16 protein-coding genes and 1 pseudogene are annotated in these 24338 nt (G+C 69.0%); 8 read left to right on the top strand and 9 right to left on the bottom strand.

What is annotated here, in order from left to right; genetic code table 11:
• Nucleotides 1–17: 17 nt before the first annotated feature.
• Nucleotides 18–344: a thioredoxin TrxA gene (gene trxA / locus LA521A_RS01520; RefSeq protein WP_115842696.1), complete on the top strand. Its 327-nt coding sequence runs from the start codon at nucleotides 18–20 to the stop codon at nucleotides 342–344.
• A gap of 583 nt (nucleotides 345–927) precedes the next feature.
• A pseudogene (gene rho / locus LA521A_RS01515) lies at nucleotides 928–2334 on the top strand (transcription termination factor Rho); the annotation flags it as partial.
• 68 nt (nucleotides 2335–2402) lie between these two features.
• Here rho and LA521A_RS01510 read toward each other — a convergent pair.
• Nucleotides 2403–3251 (bottom strand): energy transducer TonB, encoded by an 849-nt coding sequence (locus LA521A_RS01510; RefSeq protein ID WP_281780630.1) that lies wholly within the window; start codon nucleotides 3249–3251, stop codon nucleotides 2403–2405.
• A 174-nt stretch (nucleotides 3252–3425) separates the two neighbouring features.
• Between LA521A_RS01510 and LA521A_RS01505 the strand changes: the two genes are divergently transcribed.
• Nucleotides 3426–5255, top strand: coding sequence for a monovalent cation:proton antiporter-2 (CPA2) family protein (locus tag LA521A_RS01505; protein WP_281780629.1), 1830 nt, complete (start codon nucleotides 3426–3428; stop codon nucleotides 5253–5255).
• Between the two features lie 307 nt (nucleotides 5256–5562).
• On the opposite strand, the gene LA521A_RS01500 is transcribed toward LA521A_RS01505, so the two are convergent.
• From LA521A_RS01500 to LA521A_RS01485, 4 genes are all read right to left on the bottom strand, one after another.
• The gene (locus LA521A_RS01500) at nucleotides 5563–8892 is read right to left on the bottom strand and encodes an ankyrin repeat domain-containing protein (RefSeq protein WP_425494550.1); all 3330 of its coding nucleotides are present in this window, start codon (nucleotides 8890–8892) and stop codon (nucleotides 5563–5565) included.
• Nucleotides 8885–9154: a YcgL domain-containing protein gene (locus LA521A_RS01495; protein ID WP_281780627.1), complete on the bottom strand. Its 270-nt coding sequence runs from the start codon at nucleotides 9152–9154 to the stop codon at nucleotides 8885–8887. Before LA521A_RS01495 ends, LA521A_RS01500 begins: the two co-directional genes overlap by 8 nt.
• Nucleotides 9155–9615: 461 nt before the next feature.
• On the bottom strand, nucleotides 9616–10629 hold the full coding sequence (gene cydB / locus LA521A_RS01490) for a cytochrome d ubiquinol oxidase subunit II (protein ID WP_281780626.1): 1014 nt from the start codon (nucleotides 10627–10629) through the stop codon (nucleotides 9616–9618).
• Nucleotides 10629–12032: a cytochrome ubiquinol oxidase subunit I gene (locus LA521A_RS01485; RefSeq protein ID WP_281780625.1), complete on the bottom strand. Its 1404-nt coding sequence runs from the start codon at nucleotides 12030–12032 to the stop codon at nucleotides 10629–10631. The genes cydB and LA521A_RS01485 overlap by 1 nt, the downstream gene beginning before the upstream one ends.
• A 157-nt stretch (nucleotides 12033–12189) precedes the next feature.
• Between LA521A_RS01485 and LA521A_RS01480 the strand changes: the two genes are divergently transcribed.
• Nucleotides 12190–14562, top strand: coding sequence for a S9 family peptidase (locus LA521A_RS01480; RefSeq protein ID WP_281780624.1), 2373 nt, complete (start codon nucleotides 12190–12192; stop codon nucleotides 14560–14562).
• 115 nt (nucleotides 14563–14677) lie between these two features.
• Here LA521A_RS01480 and LA521A_RS01475 read toward each other — a convergent pair whose 3' ends face one another.
• From LA521A_RS01475 to LA521A_RS01465, 3 genes are all read right to left on the bottom strand, one after another.
• Nucleotides 14678–15058 (bottom strand): lysozyme inhibitor LprI family protein, encoded by a 381-nt coding sequence (locus tag LA521A_RS01475; protein WP_281780623.1) that lies wholly within the window; start codon nucleotides 15056–15058, stop codon nucleotides 14678–14680.
• Nucleotides 15059–15147: 89 nt separating this feature from the next.
• Entirely contained in the window at nucleotides 15148–16044 is an 897-nt protein-coding gene (locus LA521A_RS01470; protein WP_281780622.1) for a DUF2950 domain-containing protein, read from the bottom strand.
• Nucleotides 16045–16081: 37 nt separating this feature from the next.
• Entirely contained in the window at nucleotides 16082–17704 is a 1623-nt protein-coding gene (locus LA521A_RS01465) for a DUF3300 domain-containing protein (protein WP_281780621.1), read from the bottom strand.
• A 115-nt stretch (nucleotides 17705–17819) separates the two neighbouring features.
• Here LA521A_RS01465 and hemF point away from each other — a divergent pair, with 115 nt between their 5' ends.
• Nucleotides 17820–18776 carry an oxygen-dependent coproporphyrinogen oxidase gene (gene hemF / locus LA521A_RS01460; protein WP_281780620.1) on the top strand — a complete coding sequence of 319 codons (957 nt, stop codon included), beginning with the start codon at nucleotides 17820–17822 and terminating at the stop codon, nucleotides 18774–18776.
• Nucleotides 18777–19469: 693 nt separating this feature from the next.
• Here the strand turns inward: hemF and polA are convergent.
• Nucleotides 19470–22244 carry a DNA polymerase I gene (polA, locus tag LA521A_RS01455; RefSeq protein WP_281780619.1) on the bottom strand — a complete coding sequence of 925 codons (2775 nt, stop codon included), beginning with the start codon at nucleotides 22242–22244 and terminating at the stop codon, nucleotides 19470–19472.
• A 127-nt stretch (nucleotides 22245–22371) separates the two neighbouring features.
• Here polA and LA521A_RS01450 point away from each other — a divergent pair, with 127 nt between their 5' ends.
• From LA521A_RS01450 to LA521A_RS01440, 3 genes are all read left to right on the top strand, one after another.
• The gene (locus LA521A_RS01450) at nucleotides 22372–22668 is read left to right on the top strand and encodes a DUF2782 domain-containing protein (RefSeq protein WP_281780618.1); all 297 of its coding nucleotides are present in this window, start codon (nucleotides 22372–22374) and stop codon (nucleotides 22666–22668) included.
• A gap of 91 nt (nucleotides 22669–22759) precedes the next feature.
• Complete coding sequence (locus tag LA521A_RS01445; RefSeq protein ID WP_281780617.1) at nucleotides 22760–23503, top strand: methylated-DNA--[protein]-cysteine S-methyltransferase; 744 nt, start codon at nucleotides 22760–22762, stop codon at nucleotides 23501–23503.
• Complete coding sequence (locus tag LA521A_RS01440; RefSeq protein ID WP_281780616.1) at nucleotides 23500–24240, top strand: 2OG-Fe(II) oxygenase; 741 nt, start codon at nucleotides 23500–23502, stop codon at nucleotides 24238–24240. Before LA521A_RS01445 ends, LA521A_RS01440 begins: the two co-directional genes overlap by 4 nt.
• The last annotated feature ends 98 nt before the right edge of the window (nucleotides 24241–24338 follow it).

The raw sequence follows: 24338 nt of genomic DNA, 5'->3' as shown, positions 1-24338 counted from the left end.
ATCCGCAGGAGAGTCCCGTGAGCGAGAAAATTTTGCACGTTGGCGATGCCGACTTCGACGCCGCCGTGCTGCAGTCGTCCGAACCGGTGCTGGTCGATTTCTGGGCCGAATGGTGCGGTCCCTGCAAGATGATCGCCCCGGCGCTGGACGAGTTGGCCGCCGCCTACGACGGCAAGGTCAAGATCGCCAAGGTCAACGTGGACCACAACCGCGCGACGGCGATGAAGTACCACGTGCGTTCGATCCCGATGCTGCTGCTGTTCAAGAACGGCCAGGTCCAGGCGACCCAGATCGGCGCCGTCGGCAAGGCCCAGCTGAGCCAGATGATCGACAAGGCGATCTGACGCCCTGTCGTACCGCCCTCTCCCGCCGCGGGAGAGGGTCGGGCCGAGGCTTCGGCGCGAAGCCCGCCCAGCCCCAAACGCCTGTTGCCGCACGCTTTCCCGCCGGCCCCGGCCATCTGAACCCGCGCTGTCCCGGCGCTTGCCGCCGCGCGAAGGCAGTGCTAGTTTCATCCCACCCGGCGTTCCTGACCTTCCGTGACCTCACCGGTCCGGACCCGTCTCGCGCCGCACCCCACTTTCGAAACCATCGTCCCTGACGTTCCGCTCGCCTTCTGCGAGCGCTCGCCGCTTAGCGAGGATTCCCTGCTTGTCCGATAACACCCCTGACGCCGGCGAAGTCGCCGAGAAGCGCGTGCGCAAGGCACGCGTGAGCAAGGCCGCCGACAACGCGCCTGCCGCCGCTTCCGCCGACACCTCCGGCGCTCCCGCCCCGAGCGCGCCGCCCGCGCCGCGCGCCGAAGCGCCGGCCCCGGCCGCCGATGCCTCCGCTTCATCCGAATCGCGCGCCGAAGGCGCCTCGTCCGCCCAGGGCGGCGAAGGCGGCCAGCACCGCGAAGGCCGCGACGACGCCAACCGTGGCGGCAATAACCGCCGCGACCGCTTCCGCAACCGTCGCGAACGCCAGCGCGAGCGCTACCGCGACCAGAACGGCGGCATGCAGGACGACGGCGGCAACGGCGAGCAGTTCGTGCCGCGCCCGCACCCGCAGGTGCCGGAAGGCTTCCCGCAGTATTCGCTGGGCGACCTCAAGCGCATGCCCACGCCGAAACTGCTGGACGTGGCCGACCAGCTGCAGATCCAGGAAGGCGTCGCCCGCGCCCGCAAGCAGGACGTCATCTTCGCCGTCCTGAAGGTGCTCACCCGCCACGGTGAAGGCGTCGCCGCCGACGGCGTGCTGGAAATCCTGCCGGACGGCTTCGGCTTCCTGCGCGCCGCCGAGGCCAGCTACCTGGCCGGCCCGGACGACGTGTACATCTCGCCCAGCCAGATCCGCCGCTTCAACCTGCGCACCGGCGACCACCTGTCCGGCCGCATCCGCTGGCCGAAGGACGGCGAGCGCTACTTCGCGCTGGCCGTGGTCGACACGATCAACGGCGAGCCGCTGGAAGCGTCGAAGAACAAGGTCCTGTTCGAGAACCTGACCCCGCTGTTCCCGCGCAAGCGCTTCCGCCTGGAGCGCGGCGACGGTTCGACCGAAGATATCACCGGCCGCATCCTCGACCTGATGGCGCCGCAGGGCAAAGGCCAGCGCGCGCTGATCGTCTCGCCGCCCAAGGCGGGCAAGACGATGATGATGCAGCAGGTGGCCACGGCCATCACCAGCAATCATCCGGACGTGCACCTGATCGTGCTGCTCGTCGACGAACGCCCGGAAGAAGTGACCGAAATGCAGCGCACCGTGCGCGGCGAAGTGGTGTCGTCGACCTTCGACGAACCCGCCGGCCGCCACGTGCAGGTCGCCGAGATGGTGATCGAGCGCGCCAAGCGCCTGGTCGAGCACAAGAAGGACGTCGTGATCCTGCTCGACTCGATCACCCGCCTGGCCCGCGCGTACAACAACGTCGTGCCGTCGTCGGGCAAGGTGCTCACCGGTGGTGTCGACGCCAACGCGCTGCATCGTCCGAAGCGTTTCTTCGGCGCGGCCCGTAACGTCGAGGAAGGCGGTTCGCTGACCATCATCGCCACCGCGCTGATCGACACCGGCAGCAAGATGGACGAGGTGATCTACGAGGAGTTCAAGGGCACCGGCAACTCCGAAGTGCACCTGGACCGTCGCATCGCCGAGAAGCGCGTCTACCCGGCCATCAACATCAACCGCTCCGGCACGCGTCGCGAAGACCTGCTGATCGAGCCGGAACTGCTGCAGAAGATCTGGATCCTGCGCAAACTCCTGCACGGCATGGACGAGATCGGCGCGATGGAGTTCCTGCTGGACAAGATGAAGACGACCAAGTCGAACGACGAGTTCTTCAGCTCGATGAAGCGCTGAGATCCATCTCAGCCGGATACGAAACGCCCCGCATCGCGGGGCGTTTTTCGTGGCGCCGGATCGAACGCTCAGGCGCCGTCGAGCGGCGTCAGCAGCTTCGGGCCGTAATTGCCGACCGGATAGATGCCGCCATCGGCCACGGCATCGGAACCCAGCGAGGCGTCCATGCCGCCGAGCCACGGCGCCGACTCGCGCGGGCCCGGGATGTACGCTTCCCACTGCCCGTACGCGGCCGGTCCGTTGTTCACGTGGAAGCTGACCGGCACGCGCGCCAGCCAGAACGGCGCGTCCACGTCCTCGCCACGGGTCGGCACGTCGAACGTCCACGAGCGCGCGCCTTCCACCGCCGCCCGCGCGAGCGTTTCGCGCCACCGCTTCATGCCGTTCTCGCTGTCGATGACGGTGAGATTGACCTGCTCGGCCATCGCATCCTCGACGCGACCGTCGCGCCCGACGCGGACAATGACGTAGACCGTTCCGCTCGCATGGCTCATCGCCGCGACCTTCGGATAGCGCGGCGGCGTGAGCGCCTTGCCGACGACGAACTCCTCCTTCGCCGGCCGGCCGAAGTTCGCGCTAGCGATCCGCACAGCGAAGGTGCCGTCTTCCGCATTGCGCGTGGCGACCAGGCGGACACTCATCGCGGTGCGTGCGCGTACGACCTTGCCGTCGGCCTTCGGCGGCTCGAAGGTCCACGTCTTCGTGGCGCGATCCATGACCTTCTGCACGACGGGCGGCAACGCGCCGGGGCGGTCGAGCGTGTAACCGCTCACGTGTCCGTCGGGCTCGATGTCCACCATGCCGGTGAACACCATGCTCGACTCCATCTGCTTGCGAACCGCGGCCTTGCCGCCGGCGTGCGCGCCCGTCGCCAGGAACATCACCGCGAGCGCGATGAACCAGTGCTTCCCTTTCATTCGATCCGTCCCCTTTCGACGTGTCCATTCGACGGCACGGCTCCCCCGCGCCCGCGGCCGTTCATGACACCGGCTGCCTGCGCATCAGAATGCAGGGCGGGCGGGATTGCAAACGCCGGCGTTCCGGCCCCGCGATCCACACCGCCCCGGGCATAATTCCCGGACGGAGGCGATATGCACGGCGGCGGTCTCGAACTCGCACTGGTATTCCTGCTGGCCGCGGTGATCGCGGTGCCGGTGTTCCGTCGTTTCGGCCTCGGTGCGGTGCTGGGGTACCTCGCCGCGGGCGTGACGCTGGGGCCGTACGGGCTGCGCTTCGTCGCCAACGCCGAGCCGGTGCTGACGGCGGCCGAGATCGGCGTGGTCATGCTGCTGTTCGTGATCGGCCTGGAGCTCTCGCCGGCGCGCCTGCGGGTCATGCGCAAGCCGATCTTCGGCGCCGGCGGCGCGCAGGTCGGGCTCAGCGCGCTCGCCATCGGCGCCGCGGCGATGATCGCCGGTTCGTCGTGGCAGGCCGCGCTGGTGATCGGCATGGGCCTGGCGTTCTCGTCGACGGCGATCGGCCTGCAACTGCTGTCCGAACGCAAGGCGATGACGACCGACCACGGGCGCCTGGGGTTCGCGATCCTGCTGTTCCAGGATCTCGCGGCGATTCCGCTGCTGGCGGCGATCCCGCTGCTCGGTCGCGCGGGCGCCGCGGACAACGTGGGCTGGGACGAGGTCGCCAAGGCACTGGGCGCGATCGCCGCGGTGGTGATCGGCGGCCGCTTCGTGCTGCGGCAGGTGTTCCGCATCGTCGCGCGTGCGCAGATGCCGGAGGTGTTCACCGGCGCCGCGCTGCTGGTGGTGCTCGGCACCGCGTGGATCATGCAGGGCGCGGGGCTCTCGGCGGGCCTGGGCGCGTTCCTCGCTGGCGTGCTGCTGGCCGATTCGGAATTCCGCCACGAACTCGAAGCGCAGATCGATCCGTTCAAGGGCCTGCTGCTCGGCCTGTTCTTCATGGCCGTGGGCATGAGCATCGACCTGGACCGCCTGCTGTCCGAACCCGTGCTCATCACCGGCCTCGCCATCGCGCTGCTGATGGTGAAATTCTCGATCCTGTATTTCGTCGGCCACGTGCCCGGCGGCCTGGGCACGCGAGAATCGCTGCGGCTCGGCGCAGTGCTGGCGCTCGGCGGCGAGTTCGCCTTCGTGGTGTTCAACGAAGCGGTGAAATCGGGCCTGATCGACGACCCGACGCGCGACCGCCTCGTCGCCGCGGTCGGCATCTCGATGGCGCTCACGCCGTTGCTGGTGATCGCGATCGCGCGACTGCTGTCGGCCGCGCCGCGCACGCAGGAACGCGCGTTCGACACGATCCCCAACGACCAGCCCGAAGTGCTGATCGCCGGCTTCGGCCGCTTCGGGCAGATCGTCGCCCGACTGCTGCTGGCGCAGCACACGCGTTTCATCGCGATCGAGCACAGCGCCGACCAGGTCGATTTCGTGCGCCGCTTCGGCAATCCGGTGTATTACGGCGACCCCGCGAAACCCGAACTGCTGCGCTCGTGCGGCGCCGACCAGGTCAAGGTGTTCGTGATCGCCATCGACGGCGTCGAGGAGAACCTGCGCACGGTCGAAACGATCCGCCGGCTGTATCCGGACGCGACGATCTTCGCGCGCGCACGCGATCGCCGGCACGCATGGGAACTGATGGACCTGGGAGCGCGCGCGATCCGCGAGACCTTCTACAGCAGCCTGAAGATGGGCGAGAAGGTGCTGGTCGAACTGGGCATCCCCGAAGACACCGCGCGCAGCCATGCCGAGCGCTTCCGCGAACACGACCTGCGCCTGCTGCATGCGCAATCGCTGATCCGCGACGACGAAGACGCGCTGCTGCAATCCACGCAGGATGCGCGCCGCGAACTGGAAGAGCTGTTCGACGCCGACCGCGGCACCGGCGTGCTGAACGAGATCGCCGATGCCACGCGCAAGGATCTGGCGGCGGTGGACGAGGAAGAGTGAGCGGTCGCGCTCGCGTCCCGCTTTTGTAGCCCGGGTAAGCGAAGCGCACCCGGGACGTGCATCCGTCTCCGGCAAGCCAGCTACCGTCCACCCGAACAGGACGGCGCCAGCGATTGCGTAGGAACCGATGCGATCGCGCGATGCTGCCGTCCCGCGCGGCGCCGCGATGTTGCGCTAACTCGGCTGCTCGGCTCCAGAACCCCGGGTGCGCTCCGCTTACCCGGGCTACACACGCTGGGTCCCGGCTTTCGCCGGGATGACAGGAGAAGGAATCAGACGACGGCGCCGGCATGCGCCGCGCGTCGCCTCAGCGCGGCTCCCGCAGGAACCGCGCCATCGACAGATTCTGTCCCGGCGTGGCCGGCGCGAATTCCGCGGCGATGTCGATGAAGCCGCGCATCACCGCGATCTCGCGCGGCGTGCGGTTGAGCGCGTCGCGCAGGTCGGGGTCGGCGCCGGCGCGCAGCAGGAACTGCACCACGCGCGGCAGGCCATGCAGCGCCGCCAGGTGCAGCGGGCCGAAGCCGCGCGGGTCCTTCGCATCGAGCGAGGCGTCGTGGTCGATCAGCAACTGCAGGCCGGCGACGAGCACGTCCTCGTCGGCATCGCTGCCCGGTTCGGCACGCGCGCCGAGCAGCAGCAGCAGCGGCGTCGCACCGGCAGCCGGCTGGTCGGCATCCACGCCGGCCAGCAGCAGCGTGTCGAACAACGCGACCAGTCGCGATCGCTCGCGCGCGTTGAAGCCGTACATCGCCGCGCAATGCAGCGCCTGACGACCCTGCGCGTCGCAGGCCTGCACGTCGGCGCCGGCGGCAAGCAGGCGCGCGGCCAGATCGGTCAGGCCGAGCGCGCACGCGACCATCAGCACGGTGAGATCGCCCGGCAGGCGCTGCTCCAGCGGGGCGCCCGCGGCGAGCAGGCGGTCGACGATGTCCGCGTGACGCATGCTCACGGCGGCCGAGAGCGGCGTCGCGCCGGAATTGGCCGTGCGCTGCGGATCGGCGCCGCGCGCCAGCAGCAGGTCGACGACGGCGCGGTGTCCGCCGCCGGCGGCGCGCAGCAGCGCGGTGCAGCCCTGCGTGTCGGTCGCATCGACCGGCAGGCCGAGGTCGAGCAGGCGACGCACCGCATCGGCGTCGCCGACGATCGCGGCGGCGGGAATGTCCTGCGCCTGCAGCGGGCGACGCGGCAGCGGCCAGCCGCGCCAGTCGAGCCAGTCGGCGAGGTCGCGACGTCCCGACGACAGCGCGACGCCGAGCGGCGTCTGCCCGTCGGCGGCGAGCAGGTCGGGCGCGGCGCCATGCGCGACCAGGCGCTTGAGCATGCCGTCGCGTCCGAGCGCGGCCGCCAGGTGCAGCGCGCTCATGCCGTGGCTGTCGCGCGCGTTGAGGTCCACGCCGATCGCGAGCAGGCGATCAAGCAGGCGCGCCCAACCCAGGCGCACGGCGAGCGCGAGCGCCGGATCGCCCGCAGCCGAGCGCGCGAACGGATCGGCGCCGCGATCGAGCAGGTCCAGCGCGAGGTTCTCCAGCCCGGCAACATCGCCCGCTCCGCCTTGCGCGGACGCCAGCAGGCGCGAGAGGCCGCCGGCACCCGCCGGGGACACCGCGCGCTCCAGCAGCGCGCGCAGCGAGGTCTCGGCCTCGGGCACGCGCGCGAGCATCGCGTGCACGGGCGTGTCGCCCTGCGGGTCGCGTACTTCGGCATCGGCACCCTGCGCGAGCAGCCAGCGCACGCGCTGGGCCGACCCGATGGCGTCTTCGTCGTGCAGCAGCGCGCCGCGTTCGCGCGCGCTCAGCAGCTGCGCGAGCCCGCCGAGTTCCTCGGCACGACCATCGCGAAGGCCGTCGCGCAGCAGCACGGTCGGCGCGCGATCGGGCAGCGGCGCGTCGTCATCGGCGTCTTCGCTGAGCGCGGCCGGGAGCGGGTACGCGCGATCCAGCGCGGCGACCAGCGACCAGCGCCCGGCTTCGGCGGCGCGATCGATCGCGCGCTTTCCGTCGGCGTCGCGATGTTCGGCATCGCTGCCCAGGTCCAGTAGTTTCTGCACGAGCGTCGGCGAGGGCGAGTCGGCCATGCACGCGAGGATCAGCGCGGTGCGGCCGCGCGCGTCGGCGCTGGTGGCGGCTTCGGCGCCGCCCCGCGGCAGATGCTGCAGCAGGCGGTCGAACAGCGCTTCGCGCGAGGCGCGCGCGGCTTCGAGGAACGGCGTGCGGCCATCGTGGTCGCGGATCGACGGATCGGCGTGGGCGGCCAGAAGCGTCCCGGCGATGTCGACGTGGCCGGCGAACGCGGCTTCGTGGAGCGCGGTGCGGCCGCGGCGGTCGCGCGCGTCCACCTTCGCCTTGTGCTTGAGCAGCAGCGCGACACCGGCCGCGTCGTCCTCCTCGCCACCGGCCGCGGCGAGCAGCGCCGGTTGGCCGTCGGCGGGTTCCGGACGCGCGCCGCGTTCCAGCAGGAATTTCGCCAGCCGCCAGTTACCGACCGCGCACGCCATGCCGAGCGGCGACACGCCCTCGCGATTGAGCGGGTCGAGTTCGGCGGCCGCGTCGCGCAGCAGCGCGGCGACGCCCGGGTCGGAACTGCGCGCGGCGTGGTGCAGCGGCGTATTGCCGTCGGCGTCGGTCAGGCGCGGATCGGCGCCGTTGGCGAGCAGCGTCATCACCGCATCGGGGCGGCCGTGCCAGCTGTCGCGCGTGGCGGCGAGCAGCGGCGTCATGCCGGCATGGCTCGCGTTGAGGTCCGCGCCGTTGGCGATGAGCGCGCGCAGCAGGCGCAGGTCGGGCAGTACGGCGGCGAGCACGGCGAGGCTGCGCTGGTCGCGATCGTCCGACGGCGGCGGCGCGGTGACGTCGGCGCCGAGTTCGATCAGCTCCAGCGCGCGTTCGACGCGGCCGGCGCGGGCGGCGGCGTACAGCAGCGGCGCGAGCGGTTCGCCGTCGGCGAGCGCGACGGGCTCGTCGGCTTCGGCGTCGTCCTCGTCGGCGTCGAAGGCGAAACCGGGCAGCGGGTCGGCGGGCTCGATCTGCTGCAGCAACGCGTGCAGCGCGGGCGCGCCGATCGCGAGCAACACCGCGAGCGTCCAGCGCGCGCCGCCGCCGAGCAGCTGCGGCCAGGCCAGCGCCACGATGGCGACGAGCATCGCCAGCACGATCGCCGCCACGCCCAGGCCGCGCCACGCGCCGAGTTCGAGTTCGCCCAGCGCGTGCCAGTGTTCCGGGACGGGGCCGCCGTCGCGTTCCAGGCCGAGCCACAGCGGCCACACGCGCCACAGGCCGAGCAGCGCAACGCCGACGACGACGCTCACGCCCAGCGCGGCCGCCAGCGACCCGCGCGAAAGCAGCGAGGACATCGGCCAGGCGAGCAGCGCGGCGAGCACGCCCACGGCGCCGATCCAGACCAGCGCGAGCGCGAGGCCGTCGCGAATCGCTTCACGGCGAGCGGGCAGGCCGCCGTCGCGCCAGGCGCGCACGGCCAGTGCGTTCAGGGGTTGCGCGAGAACGCCGGCGATCGCCGCGACGAGGCCGCCGAAGCCCGCGATGAGCCCCAGCAAAACGCCGCCGGCCAGCACGCCGCCGATGCGCAGGGGCATCGAGGCGGTACGGGACGCGCGTGCGGAGGGCGTCGGCTCAGGCATCGGTGCCCCAGTCTTCGCGCATCGGGTCTTCGACGGTGGGCGGGAACTGCAGGTGGAACCCGCGCATGACCAGGTTCTCGCGCACGACGGCCACGTCCTCGCGGGCCAGCTTGCGTTCGGGGGTCAGCGCCACTTCCAGCACGAAATGCAGCGTGCCCAGCTGCGTGCGCAGCGGTTCGGGCAGACGCGCGAAGTCGTCGCGCTGGGCGAGGTAAACGTAGGTGTCGGCCTTGCGGAGGCTCTTGTAGACGTAGGCTTGCATCGGTTCCGGCAGCGAACGCGCCTGGGGGACGGCGCGGCGAGATTTTCGCCACAGCATACCGGTGGAAAGCCGTGAATCGGGAATGGGGATTGGGGAATCGTAAAGCGCGTGTGTGAAGGTGGTCGTCCGCCATCACAGCAGGCGCTTCCCGCTTCCCGCTTCCCGCTTCCCGCTTCCCGCTTCCCGCTTCCCGCTTCCCGATTCCCGCTTCCCGATTCCCGCTTCCCGCTTCCCGCTTCCCGCTTCCCGCTTCCCGCTTCCCGATTCCCGCTTCCCGCTTCCCGATTCCCGATTCCCGCTTCCCGATTCCCGCTTCCCGATTCCCGCTTCCCGCTTCCCGCTTCCCGATTCCCGCTTCCCGATTCCCGATTCCCGATTCCCGATTCCCGCTTCCCGCTTCCCGCTTCCCGATTCCCGATTCCCGATTCCCGATTCCCGATTCCCGGTTCCCGGTTCCCGGTTCAGTGATATCCCGCGTCCGCCGCGACCTTTCCCTTGAACACGCTGTAGGACCAGTACGTGTAGCCCAGGATCGCCGGCAGCAGGACGATCAGGCCCACCAGCACGAAGCCCTGCGACGAAGGCGGCGAGGCCGCGTCCCAGATCGTCAGGCCGGGCGGCACGATGTTTGGCCAGATGCCGAGCACCAGACCGACGAAGCCGAGCGCGAAGAAGCTCAGCGTCAGCACGAACGGCGTCGCGTCGCGCCCGCGGCGCATCGCCGCGCGCCACAGCGCGAAGGCGTTCGCCAGCGCGAGCAGCGGCACCGGCGCCAGCCACCAGAAATTCCCGTCCTCGAACCAGCGCGCCATGATCCGCGAGTCCAGGAACGGCAGCCACGCGCTCACCAGCCCCATGAATGCGACCACCACCAGCACCAGCGGCCGCGTCAGGCCGCGCGCGATGTCCTGCATGCGGCCCTCGGTTTTCAGGATCAGCCAGGTCGATCCGAGCAGCGCGTAGCCGAACAGCACCGCCACGCCGGTCAGCATCGAGAACGGGCTGAACCAGCCGAACGCGCCGGCCATGTACTTGCCGTCCTGCAGCGGCATGCCTTCCACCAGCGCGCCGAGGATCAGGCCCTGCGCGAAGGCGCACACCATCGAACCCAGCGAGAACGCGACGCCCCAGGCGAACTTCGCGCGATTGGCCTTGAAGCGGAATTCGAACGCGACGCCGCGGAACACCAGCGCGATCAGCATCAGCAGCACCGGCAGGTACAGCGCCGACAGCACGACCGCATAGGCCTTCGGAAACGCCGCGAGCAGCCCCGCGCCGCCGAGCACCAGCCAGGTCTCGTTGCCGTCCCAGATGGGCGCGGCGGTGTTCATCATGTGGTCCAGCTGCTGCTCGGTTTCCGCGAAGGGCGCGAGGATGCCCAAGCCCAGCACGAAACCGTCGAGCACGACGTACATCAGCACGCCGAAACCGATCACGCCGAACCAGATCACCGGAAGCGCGGTGGCCATGTCCATCACACGCCCTCCTCGAGATCTTCGCCCGCGGCCGAGAGCGGACGCGCCGGCGTCTTGTCGCCGCCCTGCGTGTGCTGTGGCGGCTCGTGCGGCAGCGGCCCCTTCTTCACCAGGCGCGTGAGGTACCACATGCCCGACCCGAACACGATCGCGTACACGACCATGTAGACGGTCAGCGAGGTCATCACCGCCGCGGCGGCAAGCGTCGGGCTCACCGCATCGGCGGTGCGCAGCAGGCCGTAGATCACGTACGGCTGGCGGCCGATCTCGGTGACGTACCAGCCCGCCAACATGCAGACGAAGCCCGCCAGCGTGAGCAGGCGCCAGCCGCGCAGCGCCAGGCGCGATTCGTAGAGGTTCCCGCGCCAGAACCGGTACAGCGAATACAGCGTGAGGACCAGCATCAGCGTGCCGAGGCCGACCATCACGCGGAACGCGTAGAACACCGGCTTCACCGGCGGACGCTCGCTCGCTGGCACGGATTTCAGCGGCGGGATGTCGCCATTCCACGAATGCGTGAGGATGATGCTGCCCGCGCGCGGAATGGCGAATTCGAAATCGTTGCGCTCGGCGCGTTCGTTCGGCACCGCGAAGACGACGAAGGGCATGCCGTGGCCTTCGGGCTCGCTTTCCCAATGGCCTTCGAGCGCGGCGACTTTCGTGGGTTGATGCTCCAGCACGTTCAGCCCGTGCAGATCGCCGACGATCACCTGCGCCGGCACCGTGATCGCGGCGAACAACACCGCGGCCTTCAACATGCGTTTGCCGGCATCCACGTGCACGCCGCGCAGCAGGTACGACGCGCCCACGCCACCGATCACGAAACACGTCGTGATGAAGGCGGCGAGCACCATGTGCGCCAGCCGCACGGGGAAGGACGGATTGAAGATGATCGCGAACCAGTCGTCCGGGTGGAACACGCCGTCCACGAGGCTGTAGCCCTGCGGCGTCTGCATCCAGCTGTTGGCGGCGATGATCCAGAAGGTGGAGATCAGCGTGCCCAGCGCGACCATCGAGGTGCTGAGGAAGTGCAGCTTCTCGCTCACGCGCCCCCAGCCGAACAGCATCACGCCGAGGAACGTGGCTTCCAGGAAGAACGCGGTGAGCACCTCGTAACTCAGCAACGGGCCGAGGATGTTGCCGGCCTGTTCGCTGAGCGTCGCCCAGTTCGTGCCGAACTGGAAACTCATCACGATGCCCGACACCACGCCCATGCCGAAGGACACGGCGAAGATCTTGATCCAGAAGAAATACAGGTCGCGCCAGAGCGTGTCGCGCGTGCGCAGCCAGCGCCATTCGACGAAGGCCAGCCAGCTCGCCAGCCCGATGGTGAACGCCGGGAACAGGATGTGGAACGAAATGACGAATCCGAACTGGATGCGCGAAAGCAGCAGCGGGTCCACGGCTCAGTACCTCGGTGTCGGCCGGGCATAAAGTGTGTGCCCGGTCACGAACGCTGTCTTGGGCCAAATCGTCCACCCCATGACGCATGGCCCGATCCGGCAAAGCGACGGACTGCTAGGCTGCGGGGGTTTTGTCCAACCGTGCCGGTACGACCTCATGCCATCGCGTCCCATCCGCCTCACTTCCCTTGCGGTATCCATCCTTCTGCTGGCCGGCGCGGCGAACGCGCAGACGCCGGTCACGCTGACCCAGGCCATGGCCGATCCCGACTGGATCGGTCCGCCGGTCGAACAGGCCTGGTGGGCCTGGGACGGCCAACACGTTCAGTACCAACTCAAGCGTGAAGGGGCCGCGATCCGCGACACGTACCAGCAGCCCATCGCCGGCGGCACCGGAACCATGCTCGACGGTGCCGCGCGCGCCGATCTCGACGCGCCGCGCGCGGTGTACGACGCATCGCGCCAGCGCATGGCGTTCGTGCGTAATGGCGACGTGTTCGTGCGCGACCTGCGCAACGGCACGCTCACGCAGGTCACGCGCACCAATGCCGACGAAGCCACGCCGCAATGGAGCAGCGACGGCAACCTCGTCTTCCGCCAGGCGAACGACTGGTACCAGTGGCGCGCCGGTCGCGGCGTGAGCCAGGCCGCGGTGGTGAAGGCGGAGAAGGATCCGGCCGCACCGCCGAAGGCCGACGACCTGCGCGAACGCCAGCTGGCGATGATCGCCACGCTGAAGAAAGACAAGGAAACGCGCGACGCCGCGCGCGACCAGAACGAAGCGTGGCGTCGCGCCGATCCGACGCGTGCGCCGGCGCCGACGTACCTGGGCACCGACGTCGCGATCGTCGACAGCGCGCTGTCGCCGGACGGCAAGTGGCTGCTGGTCGTCACCGCCGCGAAGGGCGCCGACGAAGGCCAGGCCGGCAAGATGCCGAAGTACGTGACCGAGTCGGGCTACGAGGAATTCGAGGACGTGCGCACGCGCGTCGGCCGCAACGATCCGGTGCCGCACAAGCTGTGGCTGGTGGACGTGAACGCGTCAAAGGCGACCGAGCTGAAATTCGACACGTTGCCGGGCATCGGGGACGACCCGCTCGCCGCGATGCGCAAGGCCGCGAAGCAGGAGCCGCTGAAGGGCGATCGCCCAGTGCGCATCGAAAGCGACGGCGACGGTTCGGGCCCGGCGATCCACTGGAGCGAGGATTCGCGCAACGTCGCGCTGCTGGTGCGCGCCGTCGACAACAAGGACCGCTGGATCGCGGGGGTCGACCTGGCCAACGCGAAGCTCGTCACGCGCGATCGCCTCACCGACAAGGCCTGGATCAACTGGGGCTTCAACGATTTCGGCTTCACGCGCGACGGCGCGCTGTGGTTCCTGTCCGAACGCAGTGGCTATTCGCACCTTTACGTGAACGACGGCGGCAAGTCGCGCCAGCTCACCAGCGGCAAGTGGGAAGTCTCCGCGCCGACGCTTTCGCCGGATGGCTCGACGTTCTTCTTCACCTGCAACCGCAAGTGGCCGGGCGATTACGAAGTCTGCGCGGTGCCGGTCGCCGGCGGCGACGTGCGCGAAGTGACCTCGCTCGACGGCGTGGAGGATTTCACGCTCTCGCCCGACGGTTCGAAGGTGCTCGTGCGCCATTCGTCCAGCTACATGCCGCCGCAGCTGTCGGTGGTGAATGCGGCTGGCGGTAACGCGACGCAGCTGACCGACACGCGCAAGGCCGAGTTCAGGAACCGCGAGTGGATCGAACCGGAATACGTGCAGGTGCCGAGCAAGCACGGCGCCGGCGTGGTGTGGGGCAAGTTCTACGGGCCGAAAAATTACGAAGCCGGGAAGAAGTACCCGATCGTGATGTTCGTGCACGGCGCCGGTTACCTGCAGAACGTGTCGGAGCGTTATCCGAACTACTTCCGCGAGCAGATGTTCCACAACCTGCTCGTGCAGCAGGGCTACGTGGTGCTCGATCTGGACTACCGGGCGTCGGAAGGCTACGGCCGCGACTGGCGCACGGCGATCTACCGCCAGATGGGCCATCCGGAACTCGAGGATTACCTGGACGGCCTGGACTGGCTGGTCGCCACGAAGCAGGGCGACAAGGATCGCGCCGGCATCTACGGCGGTTCCTACGGCGGCTTCATGACCTTCATGGCGCTGTTCCGTTCGCCGGGCACGTTCAAGGCCGGCGCCGCGCTGCGCCCGGTGGCCGACTGGTCGCAGTACAACCACGAGTACACCAGCAACATCCTCAACACGCCGGAACTCGACCCGGAGGCCTACCAGGTCTCCTCGCCGATCAACTTCGCCGACAAGCTGCAGGACAACCTGCTGATCGCGCACGGCATGATCGACGACAACGTGTTCTTCAAGGATTCGGTGATGCTGAGCCAGCGCCTGATCGAACTGCGCAAGGACAAGTGGGAAATCGCGCCGTACCCGCTGGAACGCCACAGCTTCACGCGTTCGGACAGCTGGTACGACGAATACCGCCGCATCTATGAGCTGTTCGAGCGGACTTTGAAGTAACCACGCGCTGCATCCGCGCTCGAGCCCTTCTCCCGCTACAGGAGAGGGGTGGCGAGGGCCAACGCGTGCAATGCATCGCCGCGGAGTTTTGATCAGTAGTTCGCCGCGAGCTTTTTCACCACGACCGCTTCACGATCATGTCGCTGCGGCACGTTCCAGCCTTGCACTCGCGAAGCCGATCGCGCAGGTATTCCGCGCGCTCGCGATTCACGCGGTAATTGCAGTCCACGTCGATCGTGCCGTATGCCTCGCATGCGTTGTCGCGATGGCGAATCCATGCGACCTGCGTGCTCTTGAGCTGCTCTTTCGAGGCGGCACCGATCTTGCCGCGCAGCTCGTTGTAAGTGGAATTGAGCTCCTTGTCGGATTCGACGAACAGCTTCGCCATGCAGTAGGTCTTGTCGTAGCTGGTTCGATACTTCTCGCATTCGTCGCTCGCGTATGCGGCGGCAGGGATCAGGAAGGCGGCGGTCAGAACGATGGCGTGGAATCTCATTCGTCGGTCTACGTGTGAAGGAATTCGCAGTGTGCCGACGCGAACACGCGCTTTCCGTACGTAATGACTAGAAAGATTCTGAGTGATCGTTATCGCGTCGCCGTCGCTGGCGAATCCGGCGTCTTCGCCTCGCTCCAGCTCGAATCCGGATCGAAGCCCTTCATCCCTTTTGCGACCGCTTCGCCGCCCGGGCCGAGGTCCTTCTCGAACACCTGCCCGTCCGGCCCGATCATGAAGCTCATCACGCCCGTATCGCCGTATTTCGCCGGCCATGCGATCAGCGCGAAGCCGCGCGTCATGCGGCCGTCGATGCGGTAATCGCGCGCACCGCCCGGCGCGGACGCGCCCTGCGAGGTGAGGATGCGATAGCGGTAGCCAAGGTAATCGCCCTTGGGCAGGTCATCGCCGAACAGCGGGCCGAGCGGGCTCACGTCCGCGCTGCCATCCTCGGGCCAGTACAGTCCGTCGTGCTTTCCGTCGCTGCTGAGGATGTGCTGCGCGTATTCGAGCACGCCGTCGCCGTCGTGGTCGTGCTCGGCATAATCCAGCTGCGCGTCGCGATACGCCTGTACCGCCTGCAGCACGGCGAGCTCGTTGCGGCCGATGCGCCGCACGCGCATTTCCTCGCCACCGGCCTTCGGGTCGAACCGCCAACCGGCCTTGTCCTGCTTCAGCGGGATCGGCAGCGTCCAGCCACCGTCGCCGACGGCGAGCTTCGCCGTCGCGCCGTCGGCGATCACGCGATGCGACTGCTTCCACATCGCGAGGAACGCGTCGACGTCCTCGCGGTCGATGCCTTCCATCGGGATGTAGTCGCGCCACTGCGCGCCGAGCACCTCCTGCAACGCCGCCTGGTCGCGCGTCTCGACGGCGGAGACGAACGCGTTCGCCGCCGCGTCCGCGGTGGGATACGCACTCTGCGCGAACGCCGGCGCGACGCTCAGTGCGAAGGACACGGCCAGCATGATCCAGGATGCACGCTTCATCGAAGGACTCCTCGTCGAACCTGCCATCGAAACGCGATCAGCCGCGGCGCCGCCCGCCGCCGCCGTGCGACTGGCGCTGCACCTGGTGCCCGCCGGAGCGCGATGACTGCGGACGCTGCTGCATCTGCCGGCTCTGCTGCCCGCGCTCGACCTGCGCGCGCGACTGCTGCGGATGCCGCGCGCCTTCGAAGGCGTTGTTGCGCGAGACCTCGTGCGCCGGGCGCGATTGCGCGTGGTCCTTCAGGCGCGGCTGGTTCACCTGCGAATGCTGCATGCCGCCAGCGTGCGATCCGCGCGCCGCGTCGCGCGCCTGCAGGTTCGCGTGCGTCGTGCGCGGACCGGCGTCGCGATGCGTGCCGGCGCTGGCGCGATCGCGCGCCTGCGACGCATCGCGCTGCGAGGCCTGCTGCGTACGCGCGTGCGCCGTTTCGCGGGCGCGTTCGCGCGCGGGGTCGCGCTGCACGCCCGCGCCGCCCGCTCCGGTGCGCGCATCCAGCCCGCCGGGGCGATTCTGGATATCGCGCCCGGCCTCGCGTGCGCGCTCCTGCGCCTGGCGATTGCTCGCGGCAGGCGCCTCGAACCCCCGCCGCTCCATCTCCTGCCGCGCGCGATCCCGGCTGGCCTGGTGCGCCGCGTCGTTGCCGCGGAACTGCTGCCGCTGGTCGGCGCCCGGCAGTCGCTGCTGGCCGAACTGCTCGCGGCTGCGTGCATCGCGATACGGCACGTCGCCGCGGAAGTTGGCGTCGTGACGCCACACGTTCTGGTTCGCGTCGATGCGGCGATTCACGTTGATGTTGTTGTAGCGGTTCACGTCGATGTCGACGTCGCCGCCATGCCAGTCCCAATCGCCCCACAACGCGTCGGCGACCGCCACGCCGGTACCGAACGCCAGCCCCGCGGCGAGCACGCCGCCCGGATACCACGCGGGCGCCGGCGGGTAGTACGCCGGCGGGTACGACGGATACGGCCACGCGCCATACACCGTGGTCGGGTTGTAGCTGGGAACGTAGACGACCTCCGGATTGGCCGGTTCGATCTGGATGATCTGCGCCTGCGGCGCAGGGGCCGCGCTACCTTCGACCACGACCGTCGTCGGCGCCGCCTGCGCGGGCAGGACCGTCACCGTCTGCTGCTCTGAACTGCGCAGGTTGCCGGCCGCCTGCGCGGCGCGGCGCAGGCGCTGCACGGCATCCATCACATCGGACGGTTGCGCCAGGAACGCGTCGCCCAGGCGCTGCACCCAGCCCGGGTCCTGCGAGAGCGTCGACATCACCTGCGGAAACGCCACCAGCGATTGCACGCTCGGATCCCACGGCTGGTCCGCGACGAGCTTCACCGCCGCGTCGCCCTTCGCATCGGGATGCGCCTTCGACCACGCGACCGCATCGGCGACGTTGCCCGGATACGTCGCGGCCATCAGCACCTGCGTGAGCAACGAGTCGGGATACAGCGCGATCGGCGCGACCATCTGGTCGAGTTCTTCCTGCGCGAACACGCGCTGCGCGGGCGCCTGTGCGGCCGGCGGTGGCGCGCTCGCCGGCGCGGGCGCCGCGGGCGTGGGTGCGGTGGAAGCCGCGGGCGCGGCCTCGCGCTTGCACGAGGTCGCCGACAGCGCGGCGATGAGAACGCAGGACAGCACACACGGGCGGAGCATGCGCATCACACACCTCCCACACCTGATGATCGTCGCGACCCCGGCGTACGCCGCTCCGTCGACGGCCCCCTGAACGGGCGGCGGCTATCATGCGCGCCTGCCCCGCTATGTCCCTGTGAACATGAGCTCGCCTGCCCCGGCTTTCGACGACGTCCGTGCCTACCTCACCGAGCTGCAGGACCGCATCTGCGCGGCCATCGAACACGCCGACGGCAAAGCGCGGTTTCGCGAGGATCAGTGGCAGCGGGCTCCCGACGACGCCAGCGTCGGCGGAAACGCGCTTGGCGGCGGCGGTGGACGTACCCGCGTGCTGCGCGACGGCGCGGTGTTCGAACAGGCGGGCATCGGCTTCTCCGACGTGTCCGGCACGAAGCTGCCGCCGTCGGCGACCGCGGCGCGACCGGAACTCGCGGGCGCTTCGTGGCGCGCGGTCGGCGTATCGCTCGTGTTCCACCCGCGCAATCCGCACTTGCCGACCACGCACGCGAACGTGCGCCACTTCCGAGCGGTGCGCGATGGCGAAACGGTGGCGTGGTGGTTCGGCGGCGGCTTCGACCTGACGCCGTTCTATCCGGTCGACGAGGACGTGCTGCACTGGCATCGCACCGCGCGCGAGTTGTGCGAGCCCTTCGGCGGCCAGGCGCGCTACGAGAAACATAAGCACTGGTGCGACGAGTACTTTTTCCTGAAGCATCGCAACGAAACGCGCGGCGTCGGCGGCCTGTTCTTCGATGACCTGCACGAGGACGCCGACGCGGACTTCGCGTACCTGCGCGCCGTGGGCGACGGATTCCTCGATGCCTACCTGCCCATCGTCGAGCGCCGCAAGGAAATGCCGTACGGTGAGCGCGAGCGCGATTTCCAGCTGTACCGCCGCGGCCGCTACGTCGAGTTCAACCTTGTTTTCGACCGCGGCACGCTGTTCGGCCTGCAATCGGGCGGCCGCACCGAATCGATCCTCATGAGCCTCCCGCCGCTGGTGCGCTGGGAGTACGGCTTCGCGCCGGAGGAAGGCAGCGCCGAGGCGCGCCTGGCGGACTACCTGCGCCCGCGCGATTGGTTGAGTGAGCTCGGCTGAGCTTTCGATCGCGCATCACGGACGCGCTGCGAGCCTGGATCCCGGCCTTCGCCGGAATGACGTTGCAAGAAGTGTCGGCGCAGAACCCCGCGCAATCAGGCAACGCCGGTCGGAGCAGATTGGAGGCAGTCGCGCCCCGGGTGCGCTTCGCTTACCCGGGCTACAAAACCTGGGATTGCCCAGCCGTTATCGGCCTGGGTCCCGGCCTCCGGCTGGATGACGCCCTAAAGAAAGACGTCGCAGGAGTAGCCGCGCGCAACAGACAGCACGCCAACCGAAGGAACCAGCCCCCTTGGTAAGGGGGCGCGGCGGCAGCCGCAGGGATCGGAGAGTGATGAGCCGGGGCCCGAGTTTTCGCACAGCGAAAACTTGGGGTTTTTATTTTTCGCGAATGCGGAAAATTAAAAAGCCCCGCAGGCAGGGGGGGCCGGCGGGGCTGGGGAGCGGGACCTGGGGAGGGGCCTTCGCTCCGGGATCACTCCAGGGGAGGGAGAGATCGGCGACAGGCGTTGCACCTGTCGCGACCTATATGACCATTCCGTACATGGATGGTTCGTGAAGATCCGGGTTAACAATTCGTTGGATTCAGGAGGCATTCACCGTCCTGAAAACGTTTTTCCCCGGGCGCCCAGCGAAATCCGCGTTAAGCGCCCCATGGCACGAAAACTGCCGGTTCGCGGTTCCGACGAACGGTCAGTGCGCCTCGTCCCAGTTAAGGCCCACGCCCGTGTCCACCAGCAGCGGAACCCGCAATCCGGCCGCCCGCGACATCCGATCGCGCGCCTCGTTCACCAAAGTATCGACGAATCCGGTCTCGACCTCGAACACCAGTTCGTCGTGCACCTGCAGCACCATCAGCGCGCGGTCGCGGTGGTCGGCCAGCCAGCCATCGATGGAGATCATCGCCAGCTTGATGATGTCCGCCGCCGTGCCCTGCATCGGCGCGTTGATCGCCGCGCGTTCGGCACCGGCACGCAGGCCCTGGTTGCGCGCGTGGATGTTGTCCAGGTAGAGGCGCCGTCCGAACACCGTCTCGACGTAGCCCTGCTCGCGCGCCTGCTGGCGCGTGCGCTCCATGAAATCGCGCACGCCCGGATACCGGCTGAAATACAGCGCGATGTAATCCTGCGCCTCGCCGCGCGAGATGTTGAGCTGTCGCGCCAGCCCGAACGCGCCCATGCCGTACATCAGGCCGAAGTTGATCGCCTTCGCCGCGCGGCGCTCGTTGTGGGTGACCTCGTCGAACGGCCTGCCGAACACTTCCGCCGCGGTCGCGCGGTGGATGTCGGCGCCGGACTCGAACGCGCGCAGCAGGCTCGGATCCTCCGACAGGTGCGCCATGATCCGCAGCTCGATCTGCGAGTAGTCGCAGGCCACGATGCGGCGGCCTTCCGGCGCGACGAACGCCTGGCGGATGCGACGGCCGTCGTCGGTGCGGATCGGGATGTTCTGCAGGTTCGGATCGCTCGATGCGAGTCGCCCCGTTGCCGCGCCCGCCTGGTGGTAGCTGGTGTGCACGCGACCGGTGTCGCGGTTGACCATCTCGGGCAGCTTGTCGGTGTAGGTGCTGCGCAGCTTCGACAGGCCGCGGTATTCCAGGATCACGCGCGGCAGTTCGTGCTGGTCGGCGATCGCTTCCAGCGCTTCCTCGTTCGTCGACGGCGCACCGGACGGCGTCTTCACCAGCGCCGGGAGCTTGAGTTCGTCGAACAGCAGCTGGCCGAGCTGCTTGGGCGAATCGAGGTTGAACGTGCGACCGGCCAGCTCCGTCGCTTTCTGCTGCGCGGCGAGCATGCGCTTGCCCAGGTCCGCCGACTGCCGGCGCAACTCGTCGGCATCGACCATCACGCCGTTGGCTTCGACGCGTTCGAGCACCTGCACCAGCGGCATCTCGATCTCGTGGTAGACGTGCGACAGGCCCGACACCGCTTCGACCTTCGGCGACAGCACGCGATGCAGGCGCAGCGTGACGTCGGCATCCTCGGCCGCGTAACGCATGGCGTCCTCGATGGACACCTGCGAGAACGGAATCGACTTCGCGCCCTTCCCGGCGACGTCCTCGTAGCGCACGGTGTCGTAGCCGAGGTAGCGCTTGGCGAGCGAATCCATGTCGTGGCGCGTCGCCGTCGCGTTGTAGACGAAGCTCTGCAGCATCGTGTCGTCGGCGTAGTTGCGCACTTCGATGCCGTTGCGGCGCAGCACGTGCAGGTCGTACTTGCCGTGCTGACCCATCTTCTTGCGCGTGGGATCCTCGAACAGCGTGCGCAGCGCGGCGAGCGCTTCGGTGCGGTCGAGCTGCTTCGGCGCGCCGGGATAATCGTGGCCGAGCGGCAGGTACGCCCCGCGACCGGGTTCGGCCGCGAGGCTCAGGCCGATGAGGTTGGCCTGCATCGGGTCGAGCGAATCGGTCTCGGTGTCGAAGGCGAATTCCTCCGACGCGCGCAGGCGCTCGAGCCACTCGTCGAACTGCTCCGGCGTGAGGATCGCCTCGTACTCGCCCTTCGCCGAGAGCGACGGGTCCACGCCTTCGGCCGGCGCACCCGAGCGCGCATAGCCGGCCGCGGTGTTGCGCACGCCCGCCGGGCTGCCGGCGTGGTCCTCGACCACCGCGCCGGGGCCTTCGAGTTCCTTCAGCGCCTGCTTGAAGCCGTAGCGCGCGTACAGCTCGCGCAGCTCGCCGGCGTGGCGGTCGCGCAGCACGAGGTCCGTCGGACCCTGTTCGAGTTCGACGTCGGTTTTGATCGTCGTCAGCGTGCGGTTGAGCGGCAGCCGCGGCAGCGCGGCGCGCAGGTTCTCGCCGATCTTGCCCTTGATCTGCTCCGCATGCGCGATGACGTTGTCGAGCGTGCCGTATTCGCCGAGCCACTTCGCGGCGGTTTTCGGCCCGCATTTTTCGACGCCGGGAATGTTGTCGACGCTGTCGCCCATCAGCGCGAGCAGGTCGATGATCTGGTCCGGGCGCACGCCGAACTTGTCGATGACGCCGGACTCCGAATCCAGCCGGCTGCCGCTCATGGTGTTCACCAGCGCGATGCCCGGACGCACGAGCTGCGCGAAATCCTTGTCGCTGGTGGAGATCGTCACGTCGATGCCCTGCTCCGCCGCGCGCACGGCGAGCGTGCCGATCACGTCGTCGGCCTCGACGCCTTCGATGCGAAGGATCGTCATGCCCAACGCGTTGACGATGTCGCACATCGGCTGCAGCTGCGCGCGCAGGTCGTCGGGCATCGCCGCACGATTGGCCTTGTACTCGGGATACAGGTCGTCGCGGAAGGTCTTGCCAGGCGCGTCGACCACGAAGGCGACGTACGCGGGCTGTTCCTTCAGCGTCGCGCGCAGCATGTTGACCACGCCGAACAGGGCGCCGGTGGGTTCGCCGGCGTCGTTGGTGAGCGGCGGGAGCGCATGGAAGGCGCGATAGAGATAACTGGAGCCGTCGATGAGGACGAGGCGGGGCGTGTCGGTCATGGCGGGAATTCTACGCTGCGACCCTTTGTCGTCCGTGGACGGCAAGCCGTCACCCTCCGGAGCGGCCCTGGCGCGTATCCTTGCGGCCTGCGCTTCACACGCCCCGCCGACCGGCCAGGAGACCGCCATGCGCCACGCTCTGTTCGCCCTGCTGCTCCCGTTGACCCTGATCGGCTGCGCGACGATGGGCGGCGGCAGCGACCCCACGGCGGGCCTGGAGAACCCCGAAGTGCGCTCGCGCACCGTCAGCGGCGGCGACACCATCGACGAGTACTACGTCGCCGGCCAGTTGCGCGTGGTGCGCATCACGCCGGCGCGCGGTCCGGTCTACTACCTCGTCGACAACAACGCCGACGGCATCCTCGACAGCAGCAAGGGCGAAGGCCCGATCTCGCCGGTGCAGTACAAGCTGCTGAGCTGGTAATACACCACACGCGCATCGGTCGCACGATCCGGATATCCGGCGTGCGGCGCGGCGCGCAGACTCCATCGCGTTCCTTCCACGGGAGAACGCGATGACGCTTCCACGACGTTCCGACAACAACATCGAGCGCGATCCGCGCTGGGCCGCGCTGTGCGCGCGCGATCGCGCCTTCGACGGGCGCTTCGTCTATTCGGTGAAGACCACCGGCGTGTACTGCCGGCCTTCGTGCGCCGCGCGCCGGCCGCTGTCCAGCAATGTGCGGTTCCATGCGACGTGCGACGACGCCGAACGCGCCGGCTTCCGCGCGTGCCTGCGGTGCGGGCCGCGCAGCGGGACCCAGGCGATCCGCTTCGCGATCGGCGAAAGCTCGCTCGGCCTGGTGCTGGTCGCGCGCAGTGATGCCGGTCTGTGCGCGGTGCTGTTCGGCGAAGACGCCGACGAACTGGTGCGCGACCTGCAATCGCGCCGGCCCGCGGCCGCGCTCGCCGTGGACGCCGGCGGCCTGCAGGCCGCGCTGGAATCGGTGGTCGATTGCATCGAGGCGCCGCACCTGCCGATGCACGAGCCGCTCGACCCCCACGGCACGGCGTTCCAGATGCGCGTCTGGCAGGCGCTGCGCACGATCCCGGCGGGCTCGACCGTGAGCTACGGCGAACTCGCGCGCCGCATTGGCACGCCGGAGTCGGCACGCGCCGTGGCGGCCGCCTGCGCGGCCAATCCGCTCGCGGTGGTGGTGCCGTGCCATCGCGTCGTCGCGGCGGACGGACGGGTGTCCGGCTACCGCTGGGGCGTGGCGCGCAAACGGGCGCTGTTGCAGCGTGAGGCGCGCGCATGAGCGCCGCAATCGCCCTGCGGCGCGATGCGAAGGCGCTCGCGCAACGCGTGGCGTGGCAGGACTGGGACGGCGCGGCGGCATCGCTGGATGCGTGCGGCCACGCGATCCTGCCGGGCCTGCTCGACGAGCCCGAATGCCGCGCCATCGCCGCGCTGTACGACCGGCCGGACGGATTCCGCAGTCGCGTGGTCATGGCGCGGCACGGGTTCGGCAGCGGCGAATACCGCTATTTCGCCTATCCGCTGCCGGCGACGGTCGCGATGCTGCGTTCGACGGTCTATCCGCAGCTGGCCCCCATCGCGAACCGGTGGAACGAGGCGATGGGGATCGACGTGCGCTATCCCGGCGCGCACGAGGACTTCCTGCGTCGCTGCCACGAGGCGGGCCAGTCGCGCCCGACGCCGCTGCTGCTGCGCTACGACGCCGGCGACTACAACTGCCTGCACCAGGATCTGTACGGGGAACACGTATTCCCGCTGCAGATGGCCGTGCTGTTGTCGCAGCCGGGCGTGGACTTCGAAGGCGGCGAGTTCGTGCTGACCGAGCAGCGCCCGCGCATGCAGTCGCGCGCCGACGTGGTGCCGCTGCGGCGCGGCGATGCCGTCGTGTTCGCCGTGCACCATCGGCCGGTGGCCGGCACGCGCGGCACGTACCGCGTGAACCTGCGGCACGGGGTCAGCCGCGTGCGTTCAGGCCGACGTCACACTTTGGGTGTCGTGTTTCACGACGCGCTGTAAGCCTGCGCCCTAGTCTGCACGTCCATGCGATGTCCGCGGGCGCTCAGGTTTCCTCGCGCGATGCCGTTAACGGTACGCCGCACCGTTTCATGCGGCGC

It is taken from the genome of Lysobacter auxotrophicus (assembly GCF_027924565.1).
GTDB classification, from domain to species: domain Bacteria; phylum Pseudomonadota; class Gammaproteobacteria; order Xanthomonadales; family Xanthomonadaceae; genus Lysobacter_J; species Lysobacter_J auxotrophicus.
This window is presented reverse-complemented; position numbering and strand designations above follow the sequence as displayed.

Bases quoted from the DNA above. Each gene is read 5' to 3' on its own strand.
- LA521A_RS01510 (WP_281780630.1), bottom strand. From the start codon at position 3,251: ATGAAAGGGAAGCACTGGTTCATCGCGCTCGCGGTGATGTTCCTGGCG.
- LA521A_RS01505 (WP_281780629.1), top strand. From the start codon at position 3,426: ATGCACGGCGGCGGTCTCGAACTCGCACTGGTATTCCTGCTGGCCGCG.
- LA521A_RS01500 (WP_425494550.1), bottom strand. From the start codon at position 8,892: ATGCCTGAGCCGACGCCCTCCGCACGCGCGTCCCGTACCGCCTCGATG.
- LA521A_RS01495 (WP_281780627.1), bottom strand. From the start codon at position 9,154: ATGCAAGCCTACGTCTACAAGAGCCTCCGCAAGGCCGACACCTACGTT.
- cydB (WP_281780626.1), bottom strand. From the start codon at position 10,629: ATGGACATGGCCACCGCGCTTCCGGTGATCTGGTTCGGCGTGATCGGT.
- LA521A_RS01480 (WP_281780624.1), top strand. From the start codon at position 12,190: ATGCCATCGCGTCCCATCCGCCTCACTTCCCTTGCGGTATCCATCCTT.
- LA521A_RS01475 (WP_281780623.1), bottom strand. From the start codon at position 15,058: ATGAGATTCCACGCCATCGTTCTGACCGCCGCCTTCCTGATCCCTGCC.
- LA521A_RS01470 (WP_281780622.1), bottom strand. From the start codon at position 16,044: ATGAAGCGTGCATCCTGGATCATGCTGGCCGTGTCCTTCGCACTGAGC.
- LA521A_RS01465 (WP_281780621.1), bottom strand. From the start codon at position 17,704: ATGCGCATGCTCCGCCCGTGTGTGCTGTCCTGCGTTCTCATCGCCGCG.
- hemF (WP_281780620.1), top strand. From the start codon at position 17,820: ATGAGCTCGCCTGCCCCGGCTTTCGACGACGTCCGTGCCTACCTCACC.
- polA (WP_281780619.1), bottom strand. From the start codon at position 22,244: ATGACCGACACGCCCCGCCTCGTCCTCATCGACGGCTCCAGTTATCTC.
- LA521A_RS01450 (WP_281780618.1), top strand. From the start codon at position 22,372: ATGCGCCACGCTCTGTTCGCCCTGCTGCTCCCGTTGACCCTGATCGGC.
- LA521A_RS01445 (WP_281780617.1), top strand. From the start codon at position 22,760: ATGACGCTTCCACGACGTTCCGACAACAACATCGAGCGCGATCCGCGC.
- LA521A_RS01440 (WP_281780616.1), top strand. From the start codon at position 23,500: ATGAGCGCCGCAATCGCCCTGCGGCGCGATGCGAAGGCGCTCGCGCAA.